At 68.4% G+C, this 25,978-nt stretch carries 20 protein-coding genes; 6 read left to right on the forward strand and 14 right to left on the reverse strand.

What is annotated here, in order from left to right; genetic code table 11:
* Positions 1 to 456 precede the first annotated feature (456 nt).
* The 4 genes from tyrS to AC50X6_RS13390 all read right to left on the reverse strand — a co-directional run bounded on the left by tyrS (position 457) and on the right by AC50X6_RS13390 (position 5,507).
* Positions 457 to 1,770, reverse strand: a complete 1,314-nt coding sequence (tyrS, locus tag AC50X6_RS13375; RefSeq protein ID WP_494966696.1) for a tyrosine--tRNA ligase — start codon at positions 1,768 to 1,770, stop codon at positions 457 to 459.
* A 129-nt stretch (positions 1,771 to 1,899) separates the two neighbouring features.
* Positions 1,900 to 4,128, reverse strand: coding sequence for a HelD family protein (locus AC50X6_RS13380; protein WP_494966697.1), 2,229 nt, complete (start codon positions 4,126 to 4,128; stop codon positions 1,900 to 1,902).
* 135 nt (positions 4,129 to 4,263) lie between these two features.
* On the reverse strand, positions 4,264 to 4,806 hold the full coding sequence (locus AC50X6_RS13385) for an adenine phosphoribosyltransferase (RefSeq protein WP_494966790.1): 543 nt from the start codon (positions 4,804 to 4,806) through the stop codon (positions 4,264 to 4,266).
* A gap of 26 nt (positions 4,807 to 4,832) precedes the next feature.
* Positions 4,833 to 5,507, reverse strand: a complete 675-nt coding sequence (locus tag AC50X6_RS13390) for a DNA-3-methyladenine glycosylase (protein ID WP_494966698.1) — start codon at positions 5,505 to 5,507, stop codon at positions 4,833 to 4,835.
* 94 nt (positions 5,508 to 5,601) lie between these two features.
* Between AC50X6_RS13390 and AC50X6_RS13395 the strand changes: the two genes are divergently transcribed.
* Together AC50X6_RS13395 and AC50X6_RS13400 are read left to right on the forward strand one after the other, a co-directional pair.
* Positions 5,602 to 7,176 carry a DNA-3-methyladenine glycosylase 2 family protein gene (locus AC50X6_RS13395; RefSeq protein ID WP_494966699.1) on the forward strand — a complete coding sequence of 525 codons (1,575 nt, stop codon included), beginning with the start codon at positions 5,602 to 5,604 and terminating at the stop codon, positions 7,174 to 7,176.
* Positions 7,173 to 7,709: a methylated-DNA--[protein]-cysteine S-methyltransferase gene (locus tag AC50X6_RS13400; RefSeq protein WP_494966700.1), complete on the forward strand. Its 537-nt coding sequence runs from the start codon at positions 7,173 to 7,175 to the stop codon at positions 7,707 to 7,709. The genes AC50X6_RS13395 and AC50X6_RS13400 overlap by 4 nt, the downstream gene beginning before the upstream one ends.
* Positions 7,710 to 7,767: 58 nt before the next feature.
* Here AC50X6_RS13400 and AC50X6_RS13405 read toward each other — a convergent pair whose 3' ends face one another.
* The 10 genes from AC50X6_RS13405 to argC form a co-directional block, all read right to left on the reverse strand.
* The gene (locus AC50X6_RS13405) at positions 7,768 to 8,508 is read right to left on the reverse strand and encodes a maleylpyruvate isomerase family mycothiol-dependent enzyme (RefSeq protein ID WP_494966701.1); all 741 of its coding nucleotides are present in this window, start codon (positions 8,506 to 8,508) and stop codon (positions 7,768 to 7,770) included.
* A gap of 38 nt (positions 8,509 to 8,546) precedes the next feature.
* Positions 8,547 to 9,077 carry a pyridoxine/pyridoxamine 5'-phosphate oxidase gene (locus AC50X6_RS13410; protein WP_494966702.1) on the reverse strand — a complete coding sequence of 177 codons (531 nt, stop codon included), beginning with the start codon at positions 9,075 to 9,077 and terminating at the stop codon, positions 8,547 to 8,549.
* A 59-nt stretch (positions 9,078 to 9,136) separates the two neighbouring features.
* Positions 9,137 to 10,573, reverse strand: coding sequence for an argininosuccinate lyase (gene argH / locus AC50X6_RS13415; protein WP_494966703.1), 1,437 nt, complete (start codon positions 10,571 to 10,573; stop codon positions 9,137 to 9,139).
* Positions 10,574 to 10,578: 5 nt separating this feature from the next.
* Positions 10,579 to 11,784 (reverse strand): argininosuccinate synthase, encoded by a 1,206-nt coding sequence (locus AC50X6_RS13420; RefSeq protein WP_494966704.1) that lies wholly within the window; start codon positions 11,782 to 11,784, stop codon positions 10,579 to 10,581.
* 125 nt (positions 11,785 to 11,909) lie between these two features.
* Positions 11,910 to 12,443, reverse strand: a complete 534-nt coding sequence (locus AC50X6_RS13425) for an arginine repressor (RefSeq protein WP_494966705.1) — start codon at positions 12,441 to 12,443, stop codon at positions 11,910 to 11,912.
* Positions 12,443 to 13,447: an ornithine carbamoyltransferase gene (gene argF, locus AC50X6_RS13430; protein ID WP_494966706.1), complete on the reverse strand. Its 1,005-nt coding sequence runs from the start codon at positions 13,445 to 13,447 to the stop codon at positions 12,443 to 12,445. The genes AC50X6_RS13425 and argF overlap by 1 nt, the downstream gene beginning before the upstream one ends.
* Complete coding sequence (locus AC50X6_RS13435; RefSeq protein ID WP_494966707.1) at positions 13,444 to 14,703, reverse strand: acetylornithine transaminase; 1,260 nt, start codon at positions 14,701 to 14,703, stop codon at positions 13,444 to 13,446. Before AC50X6_RS13435 ends, argF begins: the two co-directional genes overlap by 4 nt.
* Positions 14,700 to 15,659, reverse strand: a complete 960-nt coding sequence (gene argB / locus AC50X6_RS13440; RefSeq protein ID WP_494966708.1) for an acetylglutamate kinase — start codon at positions 15,657 to 15,659, stop codon at positions 14,700 to 14,702. Before argB ends, AC50X6_RS13435 begins: the two co-directional genes overlap by 4 nt.
* Positions 15,660 to 15,683: 24 nt before the next feature.
* Positions 15,684 to 16,850: a bifunctional glutamate N-acetyltransferase/amino-acid acetyltransferase ArgJ gene (argJ, locus tag AC50X6_RS13445; RefSeq protein ID WP_494966709.1), complete on the reverse strand. Its 1,167-nt coding sequence runs from the start codon at positions 16,848 to 16,850 to the stop codon at positions 15,684 to 15,686.
* Positions 16,847 to 17,878 (reverse strand): N-acetyl-gamma-glutamyl-phosphate reductase, encoded by a 1,032-nt coding sequence (gene argC, locus AC50X6_RS13450; protein WP_494966710.1) that lies wholly within the window; start codon positions 17,876 to 17,878, stop codon positions 16,847 to 16,849. Before argC ends, argJ begins: the two co-directional genes overlap by 4 nt.
* Positions 17,879 to 18,131: 253 nt before the next feature.
* On the opposite strand from argC, the gene AC50X6_RS13455 reads away from it, so the two are divergent.
* The 4 genes from AC50X6_RS13455 to AC50X6_RS13470 all read left to right on the forward strand — a co-directional run bounded on the left by AC50X6_RS13455 (position 18,132) and on the right by AC50X6_RS13470 (position 25,978).
* Entirely contained in the window at positions 18,132 to 19,235 is a 1,104-nt protein-coding gene (locus AC50X6_RS13455) for a fatty acid desaturase family protein (RefSeq protein WP_494966711.1), read from the forward strand.
* 233 nt (positions 19,236 to 19,468) lie between these two features.
* A complete protein-coding gene (locus tag AC50X6_RS13460; RefSeq protein WP_494966712.1) occupies positions 19,469 to 20,434 on the forward strand; it encodes a quinone oxidoreductase family protein in 966 nt (321 codons plus the stop codon).
* Between the two features lie 231 nt (positions 20,435 to 20,665).
* Positions 20,666 to 24,541 (forward strand): Pls/PosA family non-ribosomal peptide synthetase, encoded by a 3,876-nt coding sequence (locus AC50X6_RS13465; RefSeq protein WP_494966791.1) that lies wholly within the window; start codon positions 20,666 to 20,668, stop codon positions 24,539 to 24,541.
* A 51-nt stretch (positions 24,542 to 24,592) separates the two neighbouring features.
* Positions 24,593 to 25,978 carry a M1 family metallopeptidase gene (locus AC50X6_RS13470; protein ID WP_494966713.1) on the forward strand — a complete coding sequence of 462 codons (1,386 nt, stop codon included), beginning with the start codon at positions 24,593 to 24,595 and terminating at the stop codon, positions 25,976 to 25,978.

The raw sequence follows: 25,978 nt of genomic DNA on the forward strand, positions 1-25,978 counted from the left end.
TTTGAAACCAGCTGTAAAAACCAGACCCACCACACACGTGGCAGGCCCGGCCAATTCAACCAATTCAATACAATAAATTGGTATCAACAAACTTGGCACACTATTGAGTTCTCAAACAACAGACACATTCGAATACTTATCGAAACAATTCACGCAAATAAATTCTTTATGTTCCGTTTTTCTTCGCTGCGATGTTTACAGCTTATTTCATTCATTTCCGCTTTGCAAATCCGGAATATTCTCTCGAAATTCACTTTGCGGAACGAATCCGCCCAGCAACATGAAGCAATTTTCCATATCCACGCCGGGCGCGGGAAGAATTGCTTCTCTATTTAGTGGGGGTTGGCCACCACTCATCGGTGGCGACTAGGAAGACATTACACGCTCCTCGCCGGCCGTGCAACTCGGCCTGGCAGGGCGTTCAGACAACACTGTGGGGAGGCGGACAGATGCTTGTTAGGGCGCAGAGACTTCCACGGTCGCCAGGTTCTTCTTACCCCGGCGCAGCAGCAGGTACCGGCCGTGCAGCAGCTCGCTGGACTCAATGACTACCTCGGGATCCGCGACCTTGGCGTTGTTCACGTAGGCTCCGCCTTCCGCAACCGTGCGCCGGGCCGCCGATTTGCTCTCCGAGAGTCCCGAGGCGACCAGCAGGTCGATGATTCCCAGCGCCGCGGTGCCGACGGTGACGGATGGCAGCTCGGAGGTGGCTGCCTTCAGCGTGGCCTCGTCCAGGACCGTAAGGTCACCATTGCCGAACAGGGCAGCGGACGCGGCGATGACCTTTTCGGTGGCATCCACGCCGTGGACCAGCGAGGTCACTTCGAAGGCCAGCTTCCGTTGGCCCTCGCGGGCGAACGGCCGTTCGGCAACGGAGACTTCAAGGGCCTCGATCTCGGCCCTGCCCAGGAAGGTGAAGACCTTGAGGCGTGCCGCAACATCACTGTCCGCCGTGTTGAGCCAGAACTGGTAGAAGGCATAGGGGCTGCACATCTGCGGATCCAGCCAGATGGCGTTGCCCTCGCTCTTGCCGAACTTCGTGCCGTCGGAGTTGGTGATGAGCGGCGTCCCCAGAGCGTGGACGTGCCTGCCCTCGACCTTGCGGATGAGATCGGTGCCGCTGGTGAGATTTCCCCACTGGTCGGAGCCACCGGTCTGCAGCAAACAGCCGTGGTCGCGGAACAGCTGGAGATAGTCCATACCCTGCAGGATCTGGTAGCTGAACTCCGTGTAGCTGATCCCCTCATCGGAATTCAGGCGGTTGGCCACAATATCCTTTTTGATCATGGTGCCCACGCGGAAGTGCTTGCCGATGCCCCGCAGGAAGTCGATGGCGCTCAGCGGCGCGGTCCAGTCCAGGTTGTTCACCATGCGGGCGGCGTTGTCCCCCTCGAAGCTGAGGAAGCGCTGGACCTGTGCCTGCAGCTTTCCGACCCATTCCGCGACAGTCTCGGGGGTGTTGAGCACGCGCTCGGCCGTCTGCCGGGGATCGCCGATCAGGCCGGTGGATCCGCCGACCAGGCCGAGGGGCTTGTGGCCGGCCAGCTGGATCCGGCGCATCAGGAGCAACTGGACCAGGTTGCCCAGGTGGAGGCTCGGCGCCGTCGGATCGAAGCCGCAGTAGTAGGTGGCAGGATCGCCGGCGAGCAGCGTCTCCAGCTCCGCCTCATCCGTGGAGACGTGGACAAGGCCACGCCATTTCAGCTCCTGCCAGACGTTGGCGAAGGTCGGATCATTCTGCTGGGAACGGAGATCATTTAGCTGGGACACGGAATCCAAGTTAGCAGGATCCGGACGCCGGCAGCGCTTGTGACCGCCGGACGGCGCCCCGCCGTCGGCTGCCGGAGCACATCCGGCTGTCGGCCGGCGGCTGCCGGCATCCGCGCCCGCCGGTGACAGCTATTCTTCGATGCCGGCCGGCACGGCGGCAGCAGCGATGAGCCGGAGGCGCTGGGTGGGCCGGGTCATCGCCACATACAGATCGCCGACGCGGCCGTGCTCGTGGTTCAGCATCGCCGACGGCTCCAGTACCACGACGCCGTCGAACTCCAGACCCTTGGCCTCGCGGGGGCTGATCACCACGATGTCCTGGACATAGCTGCCGGCGTCCGTGCCAACGCGGCGGCCGTAGACGGCGCGCAGCGCGGCGGTCGCCTCGGGGAGGAGATCGCCGTCGGCAATCACCGCCAGCAGGCCGCCCTCCAAGGCAGCCAGCTCCTGCGGCAGGACCTCGACGAGCTTGCTGACGATCCGGCCGGGCTCGACGCGATCGATGACCGGTGACCAACGGCCCTCACGGACCGCTTTGGGCGCCGAAACAACCAGCCCGGCCGCGGTGGCCATCCGCGCGGCTGCTTCAGCAATCTGCGACGGCGTGCGGTAGTTGACGGTGAGTTCCTCGAGCTGCCAGCGGTCCCCGAACATCGGGGCCAGGGCGCTTTGCCAGGAATTGGCTCCGGCGATGGAGCTCGTCTGGGCGATATCGCCCACGATCGTGAAAGACTTCAGCGGGCAACGGCGGACCAACAGGCGCCATTGCATCGGCGAGAGCTCCTGCGCCTCGTCCACCACGATGTGCCCGAAAGCCCAGGAACGGTCGGTCGTGGCACGCTCGGCAGCGGTAAGCCGGGTTTCGCGCTCCTGGTTCTGGTCCACCAGTTCCTCTGCGGAGATGAGGACATCCACGCCGGCGGTTTCCATGTTGACCAGGGTCTGCTTGGCATTGGCGATGTCGCGGGCACGGTCATTCTCCTGCTGCGCCAGTCCCCTGCCGGCGGCGGCGTCGAGCTCGCCCAGCAACTCGGCGGCCTCATCCAGCAGCGGCACGTCAGCCTCGGTCCACGGCGCATCGGCGGGCCGGAGCAGCAGGGCGCGCTCGGCCGGGCTCAGCATCGGGGTGCAGGCTTCAAGGATGGCCGGCTTGCTGAGCAGCTCCCCCACGAGCTTTTCCGGAGTCATCGGCATCCAGCAGAGGTTCAGCGCAATGCGGACGTCCCGGGCGGAGCGGACGTCCTCGGCCAGGTAGGAGCGGTCGGCGTTGTTACCGATGCTGCCGGCCTCCACCAGTTCCGTCATCTGCTCGGTCAGTTCGCGCAGCAGGATCCTGACGAACGAGACCCGGGCCTCGTTGTGCGGCTTGTTGGTGGCGCGGGCCCTCTCGCGCGCCCGGCGGACCTGCCGGGGGGTCAGGACGAGCTTGCGCCCGTCGACGTCGAGGGTCCGGTTTTCGGCGGGGATCCGCTGGCGGTTGGCCACGGCGTTGGCAACGACGTTGGCCATGTCCAGCCGGCCCTTGATGGCGGCGACGGCGGATTCCGGCTCGGCGACGGCTTTGATGCCCGGCATCAGGCGTCCCACGCTGGCCATCACCACGCCGGTCTCGCCGAGCGAGGGCAGCACGCGTTCGATGTACTTCATAAATGACGACGACGGGCCCACGAGCAGCACGCCGGCGGTCTTGAGCCGGTCCCGGTGGGTGTAGAGCAGGTACGCGGCGCGGTGCAGGGCGACGGCGGTCTTGCCGGTGCCGGGTCCGCCCTGGACCACGAGGGCGCCGGAGATGGAGGAGCGGATGATCCGGTCCTGCTCGGACTGGATGGTTCCGACGATGTCGGACATCCGGCCGGTCCGTTTGGAATTCAGGGCTGCCAGCAGGGCGCCTTCGCCCTGGAGGGAATCGTCGTCGGCGAGCATGTCGGCGTCGAGCACGTCGTCCTCGATCGCCTTGACGTCGCGGCCCTGCAGGATCAGGTGGCGCCGGCGCCGCACGCCCTGGCGGTCGAACGCCGTGGCCTGATAGAAGTGGCCGGCCTCGGGGGCGCGCCAGTCCAGCATGAGCCGCTGGAGCTCGTCCGTGGTCAGGCCGATGCGGCCGATGTACTGGGCTTCCCCGGAATCAAGGTCGAGCCGGCCGAACACCAGGCGGTCGTCGACGGCGTCGAGCTGGGCGAGGCGGTCCTCGTACATTGCCGCGAAGGCGTCCCGCTCCGAGACGTTCTGCATGGTGCCCACCGCGCCGGCACGGCGCACCTGGGCCAGCTGGGCGCGCTTTTCCGCCCGCAACTCATCCAGCCTGGCATAAAGTCCGGCCACATAGTCGCGTTCATGGGCCAAATCAGCGTCGTGCATCGAACGTTCCCCTATCGAAAAAGACAGACCCACCATTTTACACCCATTTCGTTAGACGCGTCGGAACTTTGTCAGGGCCTCGTTTTTTTCAGGCATTCCACCGATGCTTCCGACGGCGTCCTGCGACCGCGGGGGCTAGACGCGCAGCAGCGACTCGATCCGATACCCGCCCAGAGCGGCGCGGCCCCGGAGCCCCTCAAGTTCCATCACCACGCCCACCCCGGCCACTTCGACGCCGCAGCGTTCGAACAGCCGGACGGCCGCGCCGAGCGTGCCGCCCGTGGCGAGGACGTCGTCGAGGATCAGGACGCGGCTGCCCGGCGCGAGGTCGGTGGTGTGCAGCTCGAGAGTGGCGGTGCCGTACTCCAACGCATAGTCCTCGGCGACCACTTCACGGGGCAGCTTGCCGGCCTTGCGGACGGTGATGACGCCGGTGTCCGAGGCGTACGCGGCGGCCGCGGCCAGCAGGAAACCGCGGGCCTCCACCCCGGCGACGGCGTCGAACTGGCCCTTGAACGGCTCGACAAGGGCGTTCACTACAGCCCTGAACGCGGCCCCGTCGCCGAAGACAGGGGTCAGGTCCCGGAAGACGATTCCGGGCTTGGGGTAATCCGGGATGGTGGCGCACAGGCTGCCGATCAGCCCGGCCACCGTGGCAGGGGTGTGGTGCCCGGGCAACGTGGTCTGGTGGGTCTCGCTTTGATTCACCCATCAACCCTACTGGCTGGTGCTGCGGCGCCCGCGCTCCGCACCTTCGCCGCCTTGTAGCGGGAGACGGTCGGGTCGCCGCTGAGCCAGAAACGCCAGGGGTAGTGGTGGGTGCCGCCGGCGCCGGACACCCCGACACGCGGCCCGGAGCTGATGCCGGAAGCCTGGCCGGGCGGCACCTCCAGCCGGAACGGTGCGTCGAGCGCGTCCCGGCCGCTGTCCGCCGTCGTCAGTCCGAGAGCCGTGGCGAGCCGGGCGGGGCCGCTTGCCAGGTCTTTCGAGGATTTCGACGTCGGCCGCCGGGCCTGTGCCAGCGCCTCCCCCGCGACGATCTCGCCGGCCCGCAGGAGCAAGGCCGATGCCGTACCCGCCGGTCCGCACACGATGTTGGCGCAGTGGTGCAAGCCGTAAGTGAAGTAGACGTACAGGTGGCCGGCCGGGCCGAACATGGGCGCGTTGCGCGCCGTGGCACCGCGGAAGGTGTGCGAACCGGGATCGGGGTGCAGCGAATCGTGCGGGCCCAGGTAGGCCTCCACCTCGGTGATCCGCACCGACACCAGGCCGTCCCTGCCCTCATACGTCAGCACCGAGCCCAGCAGCCGCGGCGCCACCTGCCGGGCATCGGCGGATAACAGCTCCCGCACGGCGCCGGGCGTCAGTCTGGAATCCATGCTTCGACTTTAACAAACCCCCCCCGGCCGGCCCCGCCACGGCCGTGTCCGATTTCCGCTAGCAGCAGTACCGGGAAGCTGGCAGGATGACCTTATGGACTTCCTGCAGCGCTACCGGGCCATCGATGCCCGGGACACCCGTTTCGACGGGCAGTTCTACACCGCTGTCCGCACCACGGGCATCTACTGCCGGCCCTCGTGCCCGGCCCGGACCCCCAAGGCCGGGAATGTCACCTTCTACGAAACGTCTGCCGCCGCGCACGACGCCGGCTACCGGGCCTGCAAACGCTGCCTGCCCGAGGCCGTCCCCGGCACGCCCGCCTGGAACCTGCGCTCCGACATCGCCGGCCGTGCCATGCGGCTCATCAATGACGGAGTCATCAACCGCGACGGCGTCGAAGGGCTCGCCGCCAGGCTGGGCTACTCCTCCCGGCAGCTCAACCGGATCCTGAGCCATGAACTCGGCGCCGGCCCGCTCTCGCTGGCCCGGGCCAGCCGCGCCCAGACCGCCCGCACCCTGCTCGTCTCCACCCAGATGAAGGTGGCCGACATCGCGTTCGCCGCCGGCTTCAGCAGCGTGCGCCAGTTCAACGAGACCATCGGCGAGGTCTTCGCCATGACCCCTTCGGCGCTCCGGGCCACCGCCCGGCGCAGCCAGGCGCCGGGCCCGGCAGCAGTGTCATCGACAGCACTCACGCTGAACCTGCCGTACCGGGAACCGTTTGATCCCGGCGTCTTCGAATTCCTTGCCGTCCGCGCCATCCCGGGCATCGAGGAAGGGACGTCCACCTCCTACGCACGGACCCTGCGGCTTGCCCACGGCGATGCCCGGTTCACGGTGGATTTCGACGCCGATGCACCGGGCCGGCCCCTCATGCTGACCATCGGCGCACTGGACCTGAGGGACCTCACCTCCCTGCTCAGCCGGGTCCGCCGCCTGCTGGATCTCGACGCCGACCCGGTCGCCATTGACGGCGCGCTGGCGGCCGATCCCCGGCTCGCGGCGAGCGTGGCGCGCCTGCCGGGGATGCGGATGCCCGGCGCCGTCGACCCGCAGGAGCTCCTGATCCGGGCCATGATCGGGCAGCAGATCACCGTGGCGGCTGCCCGCACCGCGCTCATCCAACTGTCCGCGGCAGCGAGCGGGTGCCTGGTTCCCGCCGACGGCCTGCACCGGCTGTTCCCCACCGCGGCGCAGATCGCGGAGACCGGTTTCGGATTGCTCCGCGGCCCTCAGCGCCGCATCGACTCCGTCCGCGGGGCTGCCGCGGCGATGGCCTCCGGTGAGCTCGATTTCGGCTACGGCGACGACCTGCCCGGTCTGGAGGCCAAACTGCTGCCGCTGGCCGGCGTCGGGCCGTGGACCGTGGGGTACGTCGCGATGCGGGTGATCGGTGCGCCCGACGTCTTCCTGGCCAATGACGCCGCCGTACGGAACGGCATCCGCTCGCTGGCCCGCGGTTCCGACGGCGCGGCCCTGTCCCCTGAATTCCGGCCGAGCGCCGACTTCCGCGAAATCAGCCCGTGGCGCTCCTACGCCACCATGCACCTCTGGCGGGCAGCCGCGTCAGCGCAGGCCGCCGCACGCGCCGCGGCCTGCGCCGCACCCCGCTCCCGGACCCGCCCGGCGAAGGCCCAGACTCCCCCACCGAAGAAAGTGATGCCATGAAAGCCCAGCTGTTGACCATGTCCACCCCGGACGGCCCGTTCACCATCATGGCGCGGGACGGCGCAGTCCTGGCCTCCGGCTGGACCGCGGTCCCGGCTGAGCTGACCGGCCAGATCCATGCCCGGCTGCTGCCGGCGTATTTCGAGCCAGTCACGGAGCTGGGTTCCATCTCGGCCGCTGTCGACGAGTTCTACGCGGGCAATCCGGGTGCCGCCATGGCGGTACCCGTACTGCAAAAGTCCGGGCCGTTCCGGGGCCATGCCTGGGATGTGCTGCGGACTGTGCAGCCAGGGCACCCGGTGACCTACACCGAGTACGCGGAGCTTGCCGGAAATGTTAGGGCCGTCCGGGCCGCGGCCAGCGCCTGCGCGTTAAACGCGGCCGCGCTGTTCGTGCCCTGCCACCGCGTGATCCGCACCGACGGAAGCCTGGGTGGGTTCCGCTGGGGGCTTGCCATCAAGGAAAGCCTGCTGGACCGCGAGCGGGAGCTGGCCCACGCCGCACCACAGCACCTCTCGTCAGCGCCGAGGTGAGACTTCGCGCCCATGCTGTGAAAGAACATGGGCGCGAAGTCTCACCTCGGCGGGAGTCTCAGCGGGTCGCGGGCACCCCGGCCGGCCACGGCAGCAGCGCGGGGAGCTCGACGCCGTCGGCCGCGGCGGTGGCACGCAGGCTGCCCAGCGTTGGGGTGCGTCCCGCAAGCCACGCCGCGATATCGGTCAACATCCCGTTGACCACTGTGGACCGGCCGCCGGGGGCTCCGATGGCCGCGCCCGGCAGACCGAGCGGCTGGAGAACAAACCGCTGCCCTTCGGGGACGCGCGCGGACAGGAAGTCGAAGAGGTGCTCGCAGAACGGCCGGCTCCAGGTTTCCGGACCCCGTCCCGTACCGAGGTCGCCGGCGTGGATAGTCAGTTCGCGCCAGAGCGCCAGCCCGCCGTCGAACACGACGCCGCCGCGGTAGCTGATCGGCGTCTGCCAGCCGACGTCGTCCAGCGTTTCAAAAGCGCGCAGCGCCCGGCCCAGGGCTGCGTCCACGTCGATGCGGTGTTCCGCCAGGCTGTGCCCGGCAGCCATGTCGATGGCCCGGGTGCGGCCTTCGAAGCCGCCGTCGTAGAGTTCGATGCTCTCGCCGCGGGCCGCGAATTCCAGCTGGCGGGCCATCGCGTTGGCGATGCCGCCGAGGTGGGCCAGCACATGTCCGCGGGTCCAGTCCGGCAGTTCCGAGAGCGCGCTGACGTCAGGCTCCGTCAGTTTGGCGGTGATTCCGGTCACGACGCCGGCAGCGCGGCGGAGTTCTTCCAGCAGCTTTTCAGGGGTGATAGCGGTCATGGCGAACATCCTAGCCGGAGCTCCCCGATTAACACGGATTAACCCAGCTCAGCGGGACCGAAGCGGTGCCGGAGGTGCCGGCGGCTGTGCCGGGCCTGCCAGAACTCGATCTCCCGGGGCTGCAGGGCGTACAGCTGCCAGTCCGGGTTGTCGCCGCCATCCGCGCCGGGCCGGGCCTGCCAGTCCGCAGCCGAGGCCTCGTCGGACAGCTCCGCCACGCTGCCGGCAACGCGGACCTGCCGGCCCTGCTGCTGCCAGAAGAAGTTCAGCGCGGCGTGGGGATTCGCCGAAAGTTCCCGGCCTTTCCGGGACGTGCGCGATGTCGCGAAGTGCCAGCCGGCGTGGTCGATGTCCTTCAGAATCAGCATCCGGGATGAGGGCCGTCCGTCGGCGTCGACGGTGGCCAGGCTGAAGGCGTTGGGCTGCGGCACACCGGCTGCCAGCGCCTGATCGAACCAGAGGCGGAACAGCTCCGCCGGGTCCGCGGGCGCCGCAGCGGGTTCGAAGTCCGGGAGCACTTCGGGGAAGTCCGGCAGGGCACGCAGCAGTTGGCGGAAGGATTCGCTCATGTGCCCACCCTAACGAACGCGGGAAGGCCCGCGCCCGCAGGGTCCGCTGCGCTGTACTGCTACCCCGCGTACCCGCGCACGCCGTCCAGCTCCGTTTCAAGCGCCAGCAGCTGGCGCTCGACGGCCGCCGGTGCGGTGCCGCCCTGGGAGTTGCGGCTGTTGAGCGAGCCTTGGGTGGACAGGACCGAACGGACCTCCGGCGTCAGGTGGTCCGAGATGGCGGCGTATTCCCCGTCCGTGAGGTCCCAGAGTTCCACCCCGCGGCTTTCGGCCTGCTTGACCGCGGCACCGGAGAGCTCGTGCGCCTCACGGAACGGAACGCCCTGGCGGACCAGCCATTCGGCGATGTCCGTGGCCAGCGCGAAGCCCTGCGGGGCCAGCGATTCCATCCGCTCGGTGTTAAACGTCAGCGTCGCGATCATGCCGGAGACGGCCGGGAGCAGGACCTCCAGCGTGTCGGCGGCGTCGAAGACCGGTTCCTTGTCCTCCTGCAGGTCACGGTTGTACGCGAGCGGCAGGCCTTTCAGGGTGGCCAGCAGCCCGGTCAGGTTGCCGATCAGCCGGCCGGCCTTCCCGCGCGCGAGTTCGGCCACATCCGGGTTCTTCTTCTGCGGCATGATCGAAGAGCCGGTGGAGTACGAATCGTGCAGTGTCACGAAGGAGAACTCCTTGGTGGCCCACAGGATGACTTCCTCCGAAACCCGGGAGAGGTCAACGCCGATCATGGCCGTGATCCAGGCGAACTCGGCGAAGACGTCGCGGGAGGCGGTGCCGTCGATCGAGTTGTGCGTCGCGGAAAAGAAGCCCAGCTCGGCGGCCACGGCCTCCGGATCCAGGCCCAGCGAGGATCCCGCGAGGGCGCCGGAACCGTAGGGCGAGATCCCTGCGCGTTTGTCCCAGTCCTGGAAACGCTGCACATCGCGCAGCAGCGCCCAGGCGTGGGCCAGCAGGTGATGGCTGAGCAGGACCGGCTGGGCGTGCTGGAGGTGGGTGCGGCCGGGCATCGCCACGCCCCGGTGCTCCCTGGCCTGGCCCACCAGCGCGTCGATCGTGGCAAGCACACCGCGGGCGATGATCCGGGCATGGTCACGCAGGAACATCCGGCCCAGGGTAGCCACCTGGTCATTGCGTGAGCGGCCGGCCCGGAGCTTGCCGCCGAGCTGGGTGCCGGCGCGTTCGATGAGTCCGCGTTCCAGCGAGCCGTGCACATCCTCATCGGACTCGGCCGGTGTGTAGGCGCCGGAGGCGACGTCCTCGTCCAGCCGGGCCAGGGCGTCGAGCATCCCTTCGAGTTCGGCGTCGTCGAGCAGTCCGGCCTTGTGCAGCACTCGGGCGTGCGCCTTGGAGCCGGCGATGTCGTAACGGGCCAGCCGCCAGTCAAAGTGCGTGGACTTACTCAGCGCTGCAAGGGCATCCGCGGGGCCGCCGGCAAAGCGGCCGCCCCACAGTGCGCCGGTATTCGTAGCTTCCGCCTTGGTGGTCTCCGACTCAGCCACAGGGGCTACTGTCCTGCGACGCGGAGGTCACGGCCGGACGCGACCTTGGCGGACATGCCCCACAGCTCGATGAAGCCGCGGGCCATCGACTGGTCGAAGGTGTCGCCGGTGTCGTAAGTGGCGAGGTCGAAGTCATACAACGAGGTCTCCGAGCGGCGTCCGTTAACGATCGCCTGGCCGCCGTGCAGCATCATGCGGATGTCACCGGTGACGTGGCGCTGGGTGTCCTCGATGAAGGCGTCCAGGGAGCGCTTGAGCGGGGAGAACCACTGGCCGTCGTAGACCAGCTCGGACCAGCGCTGGCCGACGGCCGCCTTGAAGCGGGCCTGCTCGCGTTCGATCGTGATGTCCTCGAGGTGCTTGTGCGCGGTGATGAGCGCCATGGCTCCGGGCGCCTCGTAGATTTCGCGGGATTTGATGCCGACGAGGCGGTCCTCGACGACGTCGATCCGGCCGATGCCCTGGGCGCCGGCGCGGCGGTTCAGCTCCTTGATGGCCTGCAGCGGGGTGACCCTGACGCCGTCGATCGCTACCGGAACGCCGGCTTCGAAGGAAATGGTGACCTCATCCGGGGCCGGCGGGAACTCCGGGGTGGCGGTGTAGTCGTAGATGTCCTTGGTGGGGGCATTCCAGATGTCCTCGAGGTAGCCGGTCTCGACGGCGCGGCCCCAGACGTTCTGGTCGATCGAGTACGGGTTCTTCTTGGTGGTCTCGATCGGCAGTCCCTTTTCCTCGGCGAAGGCGATGGCCTTGTCGCGGGTCAGGGCGAGGTCGCGGACCGGGGCGATGCACTTCAGGTCCGGGCCGAGGGTCTGGATGCCCACTTCGAAGCGGACCTGGTCGTTGCCCTTGCCGGTGCAGCCGTGGGCCACCGTCGTGGCACCGAATTCGCGGGCGGCCTTGACCAGGTGCTTGACGATCACCGGGCGGGAGATCGCGGAGACCAGCGGGTAGTGGCCCTGGTAGAGGGCGTTGGCCTTCAGGGTGGGCATGCAGTACTCGTTGGCGAACTCGTCGCTCGCGTCGGCCACGTAGGCCTCGACGGCGCCGCAGCCCAGGGCACGCTGGCGGATGGTCTCCAGCGACTCGCCGCCCTGTCCGACGTCGACCGCCACGGCGATGACCTCGGCGCCGGTTGCTTCACCGATCCAGCCGATGGCTACGGAAGTATCCAGGCCACCGGAGTAGGCCAGCACAATACGCTCAGTCACTTCAAATGCTCCTTAGTTGTTGGGAAAAAATCAGTCGTGTGGGAAAAATATCGGGTAAAGCTTGTCTGTTGAAAGCCTGTCACACCGCTGGCGCAGGCCCAATCATCAAAAAGTACGGCCGGCCGTCAACTGGTGCCGGCTTCCTCGGCGAACTGCAGGAAGCGAGCGGCCGTGGCCGGGCCGCCTAGCGGATCGCGGGTGACCAGCAGGACCGTGTCGTCCCCTGCGATGGTGCCCAGGATGGAGGGCAGCACCGAGTGGTCGATCGCCAGTGCCAGGAAGTTCGCGGCCCCGGGCGGCGTCCGGAGCACCACGAGGTTCGCGGAAGCTTCGGCGGTGACCAGCAGTTCCCCGCACAACCGGGCGAGCCGGGCATCGAGGATTTCCTGGGTCACGCCGCTCTTGGCCGCCCGCTCGCCACCCTCCCCCGGCACGGCGTAGACGAGTGCACCTTCCTTGCCGCGGACCCGGACAGCGCCGAGTTCCACGAGGTCCCGGGACAGCGTGGCCTGGGTGACCTGGACGCCGTCGTCCGCCAGCAGGGCCGCCAGCTCGGCCTGCGAGCGGACCGATTCGCCGGTCAGGATCGCCGTGATCCGCGCCTGCCGGGCCGTTTTGGTGGCCGGGCTGGCTCCCGGGGAAGCCGGCTGGACGGACACTATCCCAGCCCTTCGACCACTGCGAGGCCGGAGCGGTGCATGAGCCAGGCCATCAGCGCCTTCTGGGCGTGCAGCCGGTTTTCGGCCTCGTCCCAGACGACCGACTGCGGGCCGTCGATGACGCCGGCGGCTATCTCATAGCCCCGGTAAGCCGGGAGGCAATGGAGCACGACGGCGTCCGGCGCCGCGAGCGTCATCGCCGCTTCGTTTACGGCGTAGCCGCGGAACAGCCGCAGCCGCGCTTCCTTCTCGTCCTCCTGGCCCATCGACACCCAGGTGTCGGTGGCGACGACGTCTGCGCCCAACAGCGCCTCAGCGGGGTCTACCGTGACGAGCACCGAGCCGCCGGTCTCCGCCGCGCGGTCCTCGGCGGCGGCGATGATCTCCGGCGAAGGCAGGTAGCCCTCGGGGCCGGCGACCCGCACGTGCATGCCCGCGGTGACCCCGGCCAGGAGGTAGGAGTTGGCCATGTTGTTTGCCGAGTCGCCGAGGTAGCTCATGGTGAGGCCCGCGAGGCCGCCCTTGTGTTCCTTGATGGTGAGCAGGTCGGCGAGGAGCTGGCAGGGGTGGTAGTCATCGCACAGGGCGTTGATAACCGGGACGCGGGAGTTCTCTGCCATCGCGACGAGGCCGGAGTGGGTACCCGTGCGCCAGACGATGGTGGACACCATGCGCTCGAGGACCTTGGCGGTGTCCTCGACGGATTCCTTGTGGCCGATCTGCGCCTCGCCCGGGTTGATAATGAGGGCATTGCCGCCCATGTCCGCCACGCCGGTGGCGAAGGAAACGCGGGTCCGGGTGGACGTCTTGTCGAAGATGACGGCGACGGTCTTGCGTCCGTTGCCCTCGGCGGCGAAGGGCTGCACGCTGTAGGGGGCAGCCTTCATCCGGACGGCGAGCTCGAGGACCTCGGCCTGCTCGGCCGGGTCCAGGTCGGTGTCCTTGAGGAAGTGGCGGGTCCGGGCATTCGAGGTGGTGTCCGTCGAGGTGGCGGTCGAGTTCACAGGGCGTCCTTTGCGGTCTGGAGGAGGGCGGGCAGGGCCGCCAGGAAGCGGTCAGCCTGATCCGTGGTGAGGATCAGGGGCGGCGCCAGGCGGATGGTGCGCGGGCCGGGACTGTTGACGATGTAGCCCGCCTCCAGCCCGGCGGTCACGACGGCGGGGGCCACGTCGGCGTCGAGATCGAAGCCGATCAGCAGTCCTTCGCCGCGGATCTCGGTCACGCCGTCAACCGTGGCGAGCCCGGCGCGAAGGTGCGCCCCCACGTGCCGGACGTGGTTCAGGACCTCCTGGTTTTCAAGCACATGCAGGGTGGCCAGCGCCGCGGCGGTGGCCACCGGGTTGCCGCCGAAGGTGCTCCCGTGCTGGCCGGCTGTCAGGAGCGAGGACGGGTCCGGGCCGAAGGTGAGCAGGGCGCCGATCGGGAAACCGCCGCCGAGGCCCTTGGCGAGGGTCACGGCGTCGGGCACAATCCCGGCGTCTTCGCTGGCGAGCCATTTCCCGGTGCGGCCGATCCCGGTCTGGACCTCGTCCAGGATCAGCAGGGCGCCGGCGGCGCTGGTGGCCTCGCGGGCGGCTTTGAGGTAGCCGGCGGGCAGCGGCCGGACGCCGGCCTCGCCCTGGATCGGTTCGAGGAAGACGGCAGCCGTGGTGTCATCCACGGCGTCCCGGAGGGCCCCGATGTCACCGAACGGGATGTGTACGACGCCGCCGGGCAGCGGCGCGAAGGGGGCCCGGTAGGCTTCCTTCGCCGTCAGGGCGAGGGCGCCCATCGTCCGGCCGTGGAAGGCGCCCTCGAGGGCAATGATCCTGGTCCGCGGTTTCTGGGCCGTGCCCGTGTTCCGGCGCGCCAGCTTAAACGCGGCCTCCACCGCCTCGGTGCCGGAGTTGGCGAAGAACACCCTGGAACCGGCCGGTGCGTTGCTGAGTTCCAGCAGTTTCTCGGCCAGCGCGATCTGGGTGGGGCTCGTGAAGAAGTTGGAGACGTGGCCCAGGGTGGCGAGCTGGCTGGAGATCACCGAGGTGACGAAGGGGTGGGCGTGGCCCAGGGCGTTGACGGCGATCCCGCCGAGCAAGTCCAGGTATTCCTTGCCGTCGGCGTCCCAGACGAGGCAGCCGGAGCCGCGGACCAGGACTCGCTGCGGGGTGCCGAAGACGCCCAGGAGCGAGGAAGAGTAGCGAGAGAGCCACTGCGCGCCGGTAGCGTGGCCGCGGGTTTCGATGATCTCAGTCAGCTCCGGTGACTTTTCGATTTGGTTCATGCCGTTACTTCCTCGTCCGGGACGACTTGGGTGCCGATGCCTGCGGTTGTGAAAGTTTCCAGCAGCATCGAGTGCGGCAGCCGGCCGTCCACTATGTGGGCACGCTCCACGCCGCCCTCGACGGCCCTGAGGCAGGCTTCCATCTTAGGGATCATGCCGGACTCCAGGCGCGGCAGGAGCTCGCGCAGTTCCGAGGCCGTCAGCGAGGAAATCAGCGAGGAGCGGTCCGGCCAGTTGCCGAAGAGTCCCTCAACGTCGGTGAGGATTACCAGCTTGGAAGCGCCGAGCGCTTCGGCCAGGGCAGCGGCGGCGGTGTCCGCGTTGACGTTCAGCACCTGGCCGGTGGTCTGCGCCTGCTTTGCTCCCGGGTCGCCGCTGCCGTCATCGAAGATTTCCGGTGCCACGGTTGAAATCACCGGGATCCGGCCGGCCGCGACGATGTCCAGGATGCCCTCGGGATTTACCCCGACGACCTCGCCGACGAGGCCCAGGTCCACCTCTTCACCGTCCACGACCGTGCCGGTGCGGATGGCCCGGAGCAACCCGCCGTCCTCCCCGGACATGCCGACGGCGTAGGGGCCGTGGGAGTTGATCAGGCCCACGAGTTCACGGCCCACCTGGCCGGTGAGGACCATCCGGACCACGTCCATCGCCTCGGGGGTAGTGACGCGCAGCCCGCCCTTGAACTCGGATTCGATGCCGAGCCGGTTGAGCATGGCATTGATCTGCGGGCCGCCGCCGTGCACCACCACCGGGTGGATCCCCACGTGGTGCAGGAAGACGACGTCCTCGGCGAAGGCGCGGCGGAGCTCGTCGTTGACCATGGCGTTGCCGCCGTATTTGATCACCATGGTGGTGCCGGCGAAGCGCTGGATCCAGGGCAGTGCCTCGATCAGGGTGCCCGCTTTGCCCTGGGCGTCGCGCATGGACGTGGTTTCGCGTGTCTGGCTGTTCAAATTGTTCGTCCCTCCGGGAACTCCCTAGCTGGAGTAGGCGCTGTTTTCGTGGACGTAGTCGTGCGTGAGGTCGTTGGTCAGGATCGTGGCCTCGGCGTCGCCGGCCTGCAGATCGATCTCGACCAGCACTGCGCGCGGCTCAAGGTCCACCAGGCTGCGGTCGTCGCCGATGCTGCCGTTGCGGCAGATCCGGATGCCGTTCATGGCCACGTTCAGCTGGTCCGGTTCGAAGGCCGCGTCCGTGGTGCCCACGGCGGAAAGAACGCGGCCCCAGTTGGGGTCCTTGCCGAAGATGGCGGTCTTGAAAAGGTTGGAGCGGGCGACGGCGCGGCTGACGGTCTCCGCGTCCCGTTCGCTGGCGGCGTTGAAGGTGCGGACGGCGATGTCGTGGCTGGCGCCTTCGGCGTCGCCGATGAGCTTGCGGGCCAGTTCCGCGCACACCTGTGTCAGCCCGGCACCGAACGCGACGGCGGACGGAACCGCGCCGGAGGCGCCGGAGGCGAGCAGCACGACGGTGTCGTTGGTGGACATACAGCCGTCCGAATCCGCCCGGTCGAAGGTGACCCGGGTGGCTTCGCGGAGCCCGACGTCGAGCATGTCCGGCCGGACGTCCGCGTCCGTGGTGAGGACCACCAGCATGGTGGCGAGCCCGGGGGCCAGCATGCCGGCACCCTTGGCCATGCCGCCGATGGTGAATTCGTTGCCTTCGGCATCCGTGCCCGTGAAGACGGCCTCCTTGGACACAGAGTCCGTGGTCATGATCGCCGTGGCGGCCTCGGCCCCACCCTCAGCGCTGAGTGCGGCTTTGGCGGCGCCGAGCCCGGCAAGGATCTTGTCCATCGGGAGCTGTTCGCCGATCAGGCCGGTGGAACAGACCACGACGTCGGTCGCGGAGATACCCAGCGCTTCGGCGGTCTTCTCGGCAGTGGTGTGGGTGTTCTGGAAGCCCTGTGGGCCGGTGCAGGCGTTGGCTCCGCCGGAGTTGAGGATGACGGCATCCACGCGCCCGTCCTTGATCACCTCGCGGGACCAGTGCACGGGGGCCGCGGCCACCCGGTTAGAGGTGAATACGGCCGCGGCGGCCTTGGCGGGCCCGTCGTTGACAACGAGGGCCAGGTCCGGATTGCCGGAGGCCTTAAGACCTGCCGTCACGCCGGCGGCCCGGAATCCCTTGGCTGCGGTGATGCTCACGGTGCGACTCCCTGCAGATCGAGGCCGGCGGTTTCCACCAGGCCGAGGGCTATGTTCATGGACTGCACGGCGCCGCCGGCGGTCCCCTTGGTCAGGTTGTCGATGGCGCAGGTGACGATCACGCGGCCGGTGTGCCCGTCGAGCGCCAGCTGGAGCACGGCATGGTTGGATCCCTGCACGGACTTGGTGGACGGCCAGCGGCCTTCCGGCAGCAGGTGGACGAACGGCTCGTCGTCGTAAGCCTCGCTCCAGGCGTGGCGCAGCTCCTCCGCGGTGACGTCCGGGCGGATTTTCGCGGTGGCGGTGGTGAGGATACCCCGGCTCATCGGGGCCAGCGTGGGCGTGAAGGAAACCGTGACCGGTCCGCGCGCGGCCTTGGACAATCCCTGTTCGATCTCCGGGGTGTGCCGGTGCCCGCCGCCCACGCCGTACGGGCTCATCGAACCCATGACCTCGGCGCCGATCAGGCTGGCCTTGGCGGCCTTGCCGGCCCCCGAGGTGCCGGAAGCGGAAACGATGACGACGTCGTCGGCCTGCAGCAGGTGGCTGGTAAAGCCCGGGGTGAGGGCCAGCAGGGCCGACGTCGGGTAGCAGCCCGGGACGGCGATCCGCTTGGCTCCGCGGAGTTCTTCGCGCTGGCCGGGAAGCTCCGGCAGTCCGTAGGGCCAGGTTCCGGCGTGCGGCGATCCGTAGAACTTCTGCCAGGCGGCCGGATCCTCCAGCCGGTGGTCGGCGCCGGCGTCGATCACCAGTGTGCCGCCCGGCAGCTGCGCCGCGATCCCGGCGGAGGCGCCGTGCGGAAGCGCGAGGAACACGACGTCGTGTCCGGACAGGTTTTCCACCGTGGTGTCTTCGAGGATGCGGCTGGCCAGGCTATGGAGATGCGGCTGCAGTTCCCCTAGTCTGGAACCGGCGTTGCTGTGCGCTGTGATGGCCCCGATGGTCACGTCCGGGTGGCCGGCCAGGAGCCGCAGCACCTCGCCGCCGGCGTAGCCGCTCGCGCCGGAGACGGCAACAGAAATAGTCATAACCACGACTATACAGCAAGAGTATGCATAGGTGCTGATATTTATGCACGCACTGATCTGTGCTTTTTTCCTGTGTCCACCGCCCTCTGTCCACCGCCCTCTGTCCACCGCTCCGTGTCCACCGCTCTGTGTCCCGGGTCCGTTCCGGAGCCGGCCTCAGCCGGAGCCCGTATGCTTGGCAGAGGGTGATCCAGACCGTGCGGTCCGAATGCCGGATGCGCGTTGCCCGAAACAGTTACGAGGCATGCCCTATATGACCCCCACCCTCACTGCCGCTCCCGAAGCTTCGGGGCGCCCGAAATCGCGCGTCCGGCAACCCAACGCCGTCGTACTGAGCTATTCGGAACTGCTGAAGACGGTGAAGGCTGCCGGCCTCCTCGAACGCCGCGTCGGTTTCTACATCACCGTGTTCGCCAGCCTGGTCCTCCTGATGACCGCCACCTGGTTCGGTTTCGCTCTCATCGGGGACAGCTGGTTCCAGCTCCTCATTGCCGCCGCTGTGGGCGTTCTCTGCACCCAGTTGAGCTTCCTGGCCCATGAGGCCGGACACCGCCAGATCTTTGCCTCCCGGCGCGCCAATGACTGGGCCGCACGGCTGCTCGCCACCTCGGTGGCCGGCATCAGCTACTCCTGGTGGGAGCAGAAGCACGGCGCGCACCACAACCACCCGAACGTGATTTCCAAGGACCCGGACATCGCCACCGGCGCCATCGCATTCTTCCCGGAAGCAGCAGCCACACGGCAGGGCCGGTTCTCCTTCCTGACGCGCAAGCAGGGCTGGCTGTTCTTCCCGCTGCTGTTCCTGGTGGGCCTGGGCCTCCAGATCGATTCAATCAAGTTCATCTTCCAGCGCGCCAAGGTCACGCACCGCTGGGTGGAAATCCCGATTCTGGCGGTCCGCCTGAGCCTGCTGCCGGTTCTCGCCTTCACCTTCCTGCCCTGGGGCATGGCGCTGGCCTTCATCGCCGTCCAGCTCCTCGTCTTCGGTTTCTACATGGGCGCGTCCTTCGCACCGAACCACAAGGGCATGCCGGTCCTGCCGGCGGACAGCCGCGTGGATTTCTTCAGCCGCCAGGTCCTGACGTCCCGGAACATCTCCGGCGGGTTCCTGATGGACATCCTGCTCGGTGGTCTCAACCGCCAGGCCGAGCACCACCTCTTCCCGGACATGGCCCGCCCGCAGCTGGACAAGGCCGCCGTGATCGTCCGTGAGTTCTGCGCCAAGCACCAGGTTCCCTACACGGAAACCACACTGCTGCAGTCCTATGGCCTCATCGTCCGGTACCTCAACGAGGTAGGCCTCTCCGCCGGCCGGCACTTCGAATGCCCGATGGCTACGGTTACCCGCCGCTTCTAAGCGGCCGCCCGTCAGCCGAATCTTACCTTCGCTGAAGCGGAGGGACCGGCGACGGGGCACTGAATATCCTGTTCCACCCGAAGTGACGGCCGCATGCCGGCCGTCACTTCGTTGTTGGTGCCGGTGTCCCTAGGATGGGTGCAGGTTCAGGGCACGGAAGTCCGGGCCCAGAAAACTCCGGCCCGGCCATTCACCCCAGCAAACCCGGCCATTCAGCCCAGCAAAGGAGACACATGATGCATGCAATCGTCGCCCGCGAGGCGGGCGGGCCCGGGGTTCTTACGCTCACCGAGGTGGAACGCCCGGTTCCTGGTCCCGGCCAGCTGCTGGTCAAAGTCTCCGCCGTCGGGGTGAACTTCATCGACACATACAAGCGCAGCGGCACGTACAAGGTGCCCTACCCCTTCACCCCCGGCTCCGAGGCGTCCGGCACCGTGGAGGCACTCGGCGACGGCGTCAGCGGATTCGCACCCGGCGACCGGGTTGCCACGGCCGAAGGCATCAACTGCTACGCCGGCTATGCCCTGATCGATGCGGACAAGGCCCTGCCGGTCCCCCGCGGCGTGGACGACCTCACCGCCGCCGCCCTGCCGCTGCAGGGCATTACGGCGCACTACCTGATCAACTCCTCCTTCCGGGTCGAAGCGGGCCACACCGTGCTGCTCCACGCCGGAGCCGGCGGTGTGGGCCTCCTGCTGATCCAGCTGCTCAAAGCCAGGGGCGCCCGCGTGATCACCACCGTCTCCACCGATGAAAAAAAGCAGTTGGCCCGCGAGGCCGGTGCCGACCATGTGCTGCGTTACGACGGTTTCGCCGCTACGGTCCGCGAACTGACGGGCGGGACCGGCGCTGATGTGGTGTACGACGGCGTCGGCAAGGACACCTTCGACGGCTCCCTCGCCGCCCTGCGCATCCGAGGCACCCTCGTGCTCTTCGGGGCCGCCTCCGGCCCCGTGCCGGCCGTCGACCCGCAACGGCTCAACGCCGGCGGCTCGCTGTACCTGACCCGGCCGACGATCACCCACTTCCTGCGCGATGCCCAGGAACGACGCTGGCGCTCAGGCGAGATCTTCGCGGCGGCGGCCGACGGAAGCCTCAAGGTCCGGATCGGTGCCCGCTATGACCTGGCGGAGGCGGCACAGGCCCACGACGACCTTGAGCAGCGGCGGACCACCGGAAAAGTCATCCTGGTGCCGTGATGCCCGGGACGCAGGAGGCCCGGGCGGCGGGGCCGGCAGAAGGACACCAGCGAGCCATGATTCGCCCGCCCGGCCGGCAGCGGAGGATTAACACAAAGCGAACCATGACACCTTCCATTCACCTCAACCGGAGATAATTCCCCTGTGACTGAGCAGCAACCGCACCGCAGCGACCTCCCGCAGGCCCCCGCCGCCGCCGGCCCGGCCTACCGGGCGCAGCTTCCGGGATCGCTGGCGGCACCGCCGGAGCGGACCCTGATCGAGATCCTGCAGGACACCGCCACCCGCTTTCCGGATGCCTCCGCGCTCGACGACGGCCACGAATCACTCAGCTACGCCCAGTTGCTGGCGGCAGTCCGGGCCACGGCGAAGGAACTGCATCTGGCCGGGCTCGGCGCCGGAGACAAGATCGGCGTCCGGATCCCCTCCGGCACCAACCGGCTCTACCTCTCGATCCTGGCCATCCTGATGATCGGCGCAGCCTACGTCCCGGTGGACGCAGATGACCCCGATGAGCGGGCCAAACTGGTCTTCGGCGAGGCCGGGGTCGCAGGCATAGTCCGGGGAACCGGGGAGATCGTGACGGGCAGCGGGCGGCCCCGGCCGTTCCCTTCCCCGCGGCTGCCCGGCGCGCACGACGACGCCTGGGTAATTTTCACCTCCGGCTCCACCGGAACTCCCAAGGGCGTTGCCGTGCGGCACCGCTCCGCGGCGGCCTTCGTCGACGCCGAAGCCCGGATCTTCCTGGCAGAGGATCCGATCGGGCCGCAGGACCGGGTCCTGGCCGGCCTGTCCGTCGCATTTGATGCTTCCTGCGAGGAAATGTGGCTCGCGTGGCGCCACGGCGCCTGTCTCGTCCCTGCTCCCCGGGCTCTAGTCCGGACCGGCATGGACCTCGGCCCATGGCTGATCAGCCATGGCATTACGGTGGTCTCCACAGTGCCAACCCTTGCGGCCCTCTGGCCCGTCGAGTCCCTCGAGAGCGTCCGGCTGCTGATCTTCGGCGGCGAGGCATGCCCGTCGGAACTCGCGGAAAGGCTCGCCGTGGAGGGCCGCGAAGTCTGGAACACGTACGGCCCCACCGAGGCCACCGTCGTTGCCTGCGCTGCACCGCTGGGAGGTCCAGGACCGATCCGGATCGGGCTGCCGCTGGACGGCTGGGACCTCGCCGTCGTCGACGTCAACGCGGTGCCCGTTGGCGAAGGCGAGGTGGGCGAGCTGATCATCGGCGGCGTCGGGCTGGCCCGCTACCTCGACCCGGCGAAGGACGCGGAAAAGTACGCCCCCATGCCTTCCCTCGGCTGGGAGCGGGCCTACCGTTCCGGTGACCTGGTCCGCTATGAGGCCGCGGGCCTGGTCTTCCAGGGGCGCGCCGATGAGCAGGTCAAGCTCGGCGGCCGCCGGATCGAACTGGGCGAAATTGACGCCGCGCTGCAGGCCCTTCCGGATGTTGCCGGCGCAGCCGCAGCGGTGCAGACGACGGCGGCCGGCAATCAGATCCTGGTCGGCTACCTCGCCCCGGCCGGCGGCGGGTTGGACCTGGCCGCGGCCCGGGAGTTGCTCGGCGCACGCCTGCCGGCCGCGCTGATTCCCCTCCTCACCCTCGTGGAGTCGCTCCCCACAAAGACCAGCGGCAAGGTGGACCGCCACGCCCTGCCCTGGCCGCTCGCCGGCGCCGGAGCCGCCGATGCCGACGGCGCCCCGCTGAACCTCCCGGACGATGCTCGCTGGATCGTGGACCAATGGAGCGCCGTGCTGGGCAGCGCCGTCAGCAGCCTTGACGCCGACTTCTTCGCCTACGGGGGCGGCTCCCTCGCGGCAGCCCAGCTGGTCTCGGCCCTGCGCGTCCGCTATCCCACCATCACCGTGGCTGACATCTACGCCACACCCCGGATCGGCGCCCTCGTCGATGCAGCCCGGCAGTCCCTGCCCGAAGGCGGGGCCGGCCCCGCCCCGGTGCGAGCCGTCCGCCGCACCGCCCGCAGGTCGCAGGTCTTCCAGATTCTGATGGGCGTGCCGCTGCACATCCTCGTGGGCATGCGCTGGCTCAGCTATCTGATGGCAGCCAACAACCTGCTCTCGGCGCTGGCCGGCTTCAGCGCCGCACCCACGGTGTCCTGGTGGTGGGTGGCAGCCTCCTGGCTCGTCTTCGTCAGCCCGGCCGGCCGGATGCTGATCGCGGTAGCCGCCGCCCGCCTCCTGCTGAGGAAGGTGGTGCCGGGAGTGTACCCCCGCTCCGGCCGGGTGCATCTGCGCCTCTGGCTGGCCGAGCAGATCCAGGACCTGGCCGGCGCCATCAGCCTCGCCAGCGCGCCGTGGGTGCCCTACTACGCCCGCGCCCTCGGCGTGAAGGTCGGCAACAACGTCCAGCTCCACTCCCTGCCGCCCGTCACCGGGCTGCTGTCCCTCGGCAGCGGCTGCAATGTTGAACCCGAGGTCGACCTGTCGGGCTGGTGGATCGACGGCGATGTGGTCCACATTGGCGCCATCCACATCGGTGCAGGAGCCACCATCGGCGCGCGCAGCACGCTCATGCCCGGGGCCACGATCGGCGCCGGAGCCCGGGTGGAGCCCGGCTCGGCCGTACTGGGGAAGGTCAAAGCCGGCCAACTGGTCGCCGGGTCCCCGGCCGAGCGGCGCGGCAAGGCCAGGCACACCTGGCCTGACACGGCACCGGAGCATCCCCTGATCGGCCGGCTCTGGTTCGCCGGCTTCGCCACGGCCTCTGCCGTGCTGGCGCTGATCCCCCTGCTGTCCGCGGCAGCCGCGGCCGCGGTCATGTTCTTCTTCATCCAGGGCAAGGAATCGCTCTCCGCCGCGTTGCCCCAGCTCATCCTGTCGCTCCCGCCGGCGGCGCTGGTGTGGTTCCTGACGAACCTCGTGCTCATCCTGCTCACCACGCGGCTCCTCGGCGTAGGACTGGCCGAAGGCTACTACCGGGTCCGCAGCCGGATCGGCTGGCAGGTATGGGCCACCGAACGCGTGCTGGACCTGGCCCGGGATCTGCTCTTCCCCCTCTACGCCAGCCTCTTCACCCCGGTCTGGCTGCGCTTGCTCGGTGCGAAGATCGGCAAGAACGTGGAGGCCTCCACCGTCCTGCTGATCCCCAAGATGACCACCGTCGGCGAAGGCGCGTTCCTGGCAGATGACACCATGGTGGCGTCCTACGAACTCGACGGCGGCTGGCTGAGGATTGCCCCCGCCAAGATCGGCAAACGCTCCTTCCTGGGGAACTCGGGCATGACAGCCGCCGGCCGCAACGTACCCAAGAACTCGCTCGTCGCCGTGCTCTCGGCGACGCCCGCAAAGGCCAAATCCGGGACGTCGTGGCTGGGCAGCCCGCCCGTGCGGCTCCGGCGCACCGCGATCGCCTCGGATGACACGCGGACATACCAGCCGCCGCTGCGGCTCAAGATTGCCCGTACCCTCTGGGAATTGGGCCGGTTTGTCCCGGTTGTAGCGACAGTGTCGGTCGCGGCCGGGGTTCTTCTCGCCTTCGATTGGCTGGCCTCCAGCTTCAACTACGGGGTTGCCGCAGCCCTGGGCGGCGTGGTGATCCTGATGGCCGGCGCCGCGGCTGCGGGAAGCGCCGTCGTGGCCAAGTGGGTCCTCGTGGGGCGCATCCGTCCGGGCGAACATCCGCTGTGGAGCTCCTTCATCTGGCGCAACGAGGTGGTGGACACCTTCATCGAGATGGTCAGCGCGCCGTGGTTTGCCCGCGCAGCTACGGGAACGCCGGCTCTGGTCTGGTGGCTCCGGGCGCTCGGCGCGAAAATCGGGTCCGGGACCTGGTGTGAAAGCTACTGGCTGCCCGAAGCGGACCTTGTGACCCTGGGCCGGAACTCCACCGTCAACCGCGGCTGCGTCGTCCAGACCCATCTGTTTCACGACCGGGTGATGAGCATGGACACTGTTACGCTCGAAGACGGAGCAACCATGGGACCCCACGGAGTCATCCTCCCGCAGGCCAGGATCGGCACAGGCGGCACGGTGGGCCCGGCATCCCTCGTCATGCGGGGTGAAACGGTACCGGCCGCGACATACTGGATGGGCAATCCGGTGAGTCCTTGGGCCGGGCCGGCTGCACCGGCGCCCAAGCTCAAGTAGCCACACCCGCACCGCCAGTCCCGCACCCGCAATCCCGAAGGCCCGTTCCCCATGAGTTCCACCCCGATAAGTCCCCCTGCAGGAGCCGGCACCGGCAGCGCGCTGCCATCGAGGGGAGCGGCCGGCGCAACGGATCCGTACCTGCCCGGCCACGGCACCAACGCGTACCGCGTCACCCGCTATGAACTGGAACTGGACTACAAGCTCAGCAGCAACCGCCTGAGCGGTCGCGCCGTCGTGCACGCGGTCACGCAGTACGCGACCGCGGCGATCGTGCTGGACCTTGTCGGCCTCCGAGCCAGCAAGATCCAGCTCAGCGGCCGGCGGGTGCGGAAGTTCAGCCAGCGTGCGGAGCAGCTTGTGGTTGTGCCCGACGCCGCCCTGCTTCCGGGCGAGGAGTTCACCCTGGACATTCGTTACGAAGGCAACCCGTCCCCCCGCCGAGGGCTTTGGGGTGAGGTGGGCTGGGAGGAGCTCACCGACGGCGTGCTCGTCGCCGGCCAGCCCAATGGCGCTGCGTCCTGGTTCCCGTGCAACGACCACCCGCGAGACAAGGCCAGCTACCGGATCAGCGTAACCACTGACGCCAATTACCGCGCCGTCTGCAACGGGGTGCTGATCTCACACAGCAGCCGGTCCAGCCGCGAGACCTGGGTGTACGAACAGTCCGAACCCATGTCCTCATATCTCGCCACCGTCCAGATCGGCCGCTACGAACTGCTGGCGCTCAACCCTGTCCGCCCGGCGGCTCAAGTGCCGCAGTACGCGGCCGTTCCCGCAGCTCTGGCGGACGCCGCCCGCGAAGGGCTGGCACGCCAGCCGGAGATGATGCGGACCTTTACAGACTGCTTCGGCCCGTACCCGTTCCAGGAGTACACCGTGGTGGTGACGGATGACGAGCTGGAGATCCCGCTCGAGGCGCAGACCTTGTCCATCTTCGGTCCCAATCAGCTGGAGCAGGACTGGAATTCGCAGCGGCTCATTGCCCACGAGCTCTCACACCAGTGGTTCGGCAACTCGCTGACCGCGGCATCATGGAAGGACATCTGGCTGCATGAGGGGTTCGCCTGCTACGCGGAATGGATCTGGTCCGAGGAGGCAGGCGTTATGCCGGTGGCTGGCCGGGCGGCCGCCGCCTGGCGGAAACTCCACTCCGGCAGCCAGGATCTGCTCGTGGGTGATCCCGGGCCGGAGCTGATGTTTGATGACCGGGTCTATAAGCGCGGCGCCCTCGCGCTGCACGCCCTCCGCCTGCGCTGCGGCGACCTGGCGTTCTTTGCGCTGCTCCACGACTGGGCCAGCGTGCACCGCCATGGCTCCGTGTCAACGCCCCAGTTCATCCTCGCCGCCGACCGGGCGACGGGCCTCGACGCCGAAGCCCTGCTGCATCCCTGGCTGTATGAGGAAGCCCTCCCGCCGCTGCCGGCCGGGGGCTAG

The sequence above is a fragment of the Pseudarthrobacter sp. HLT1-7 genome (genome assembly GCF_059383435.1).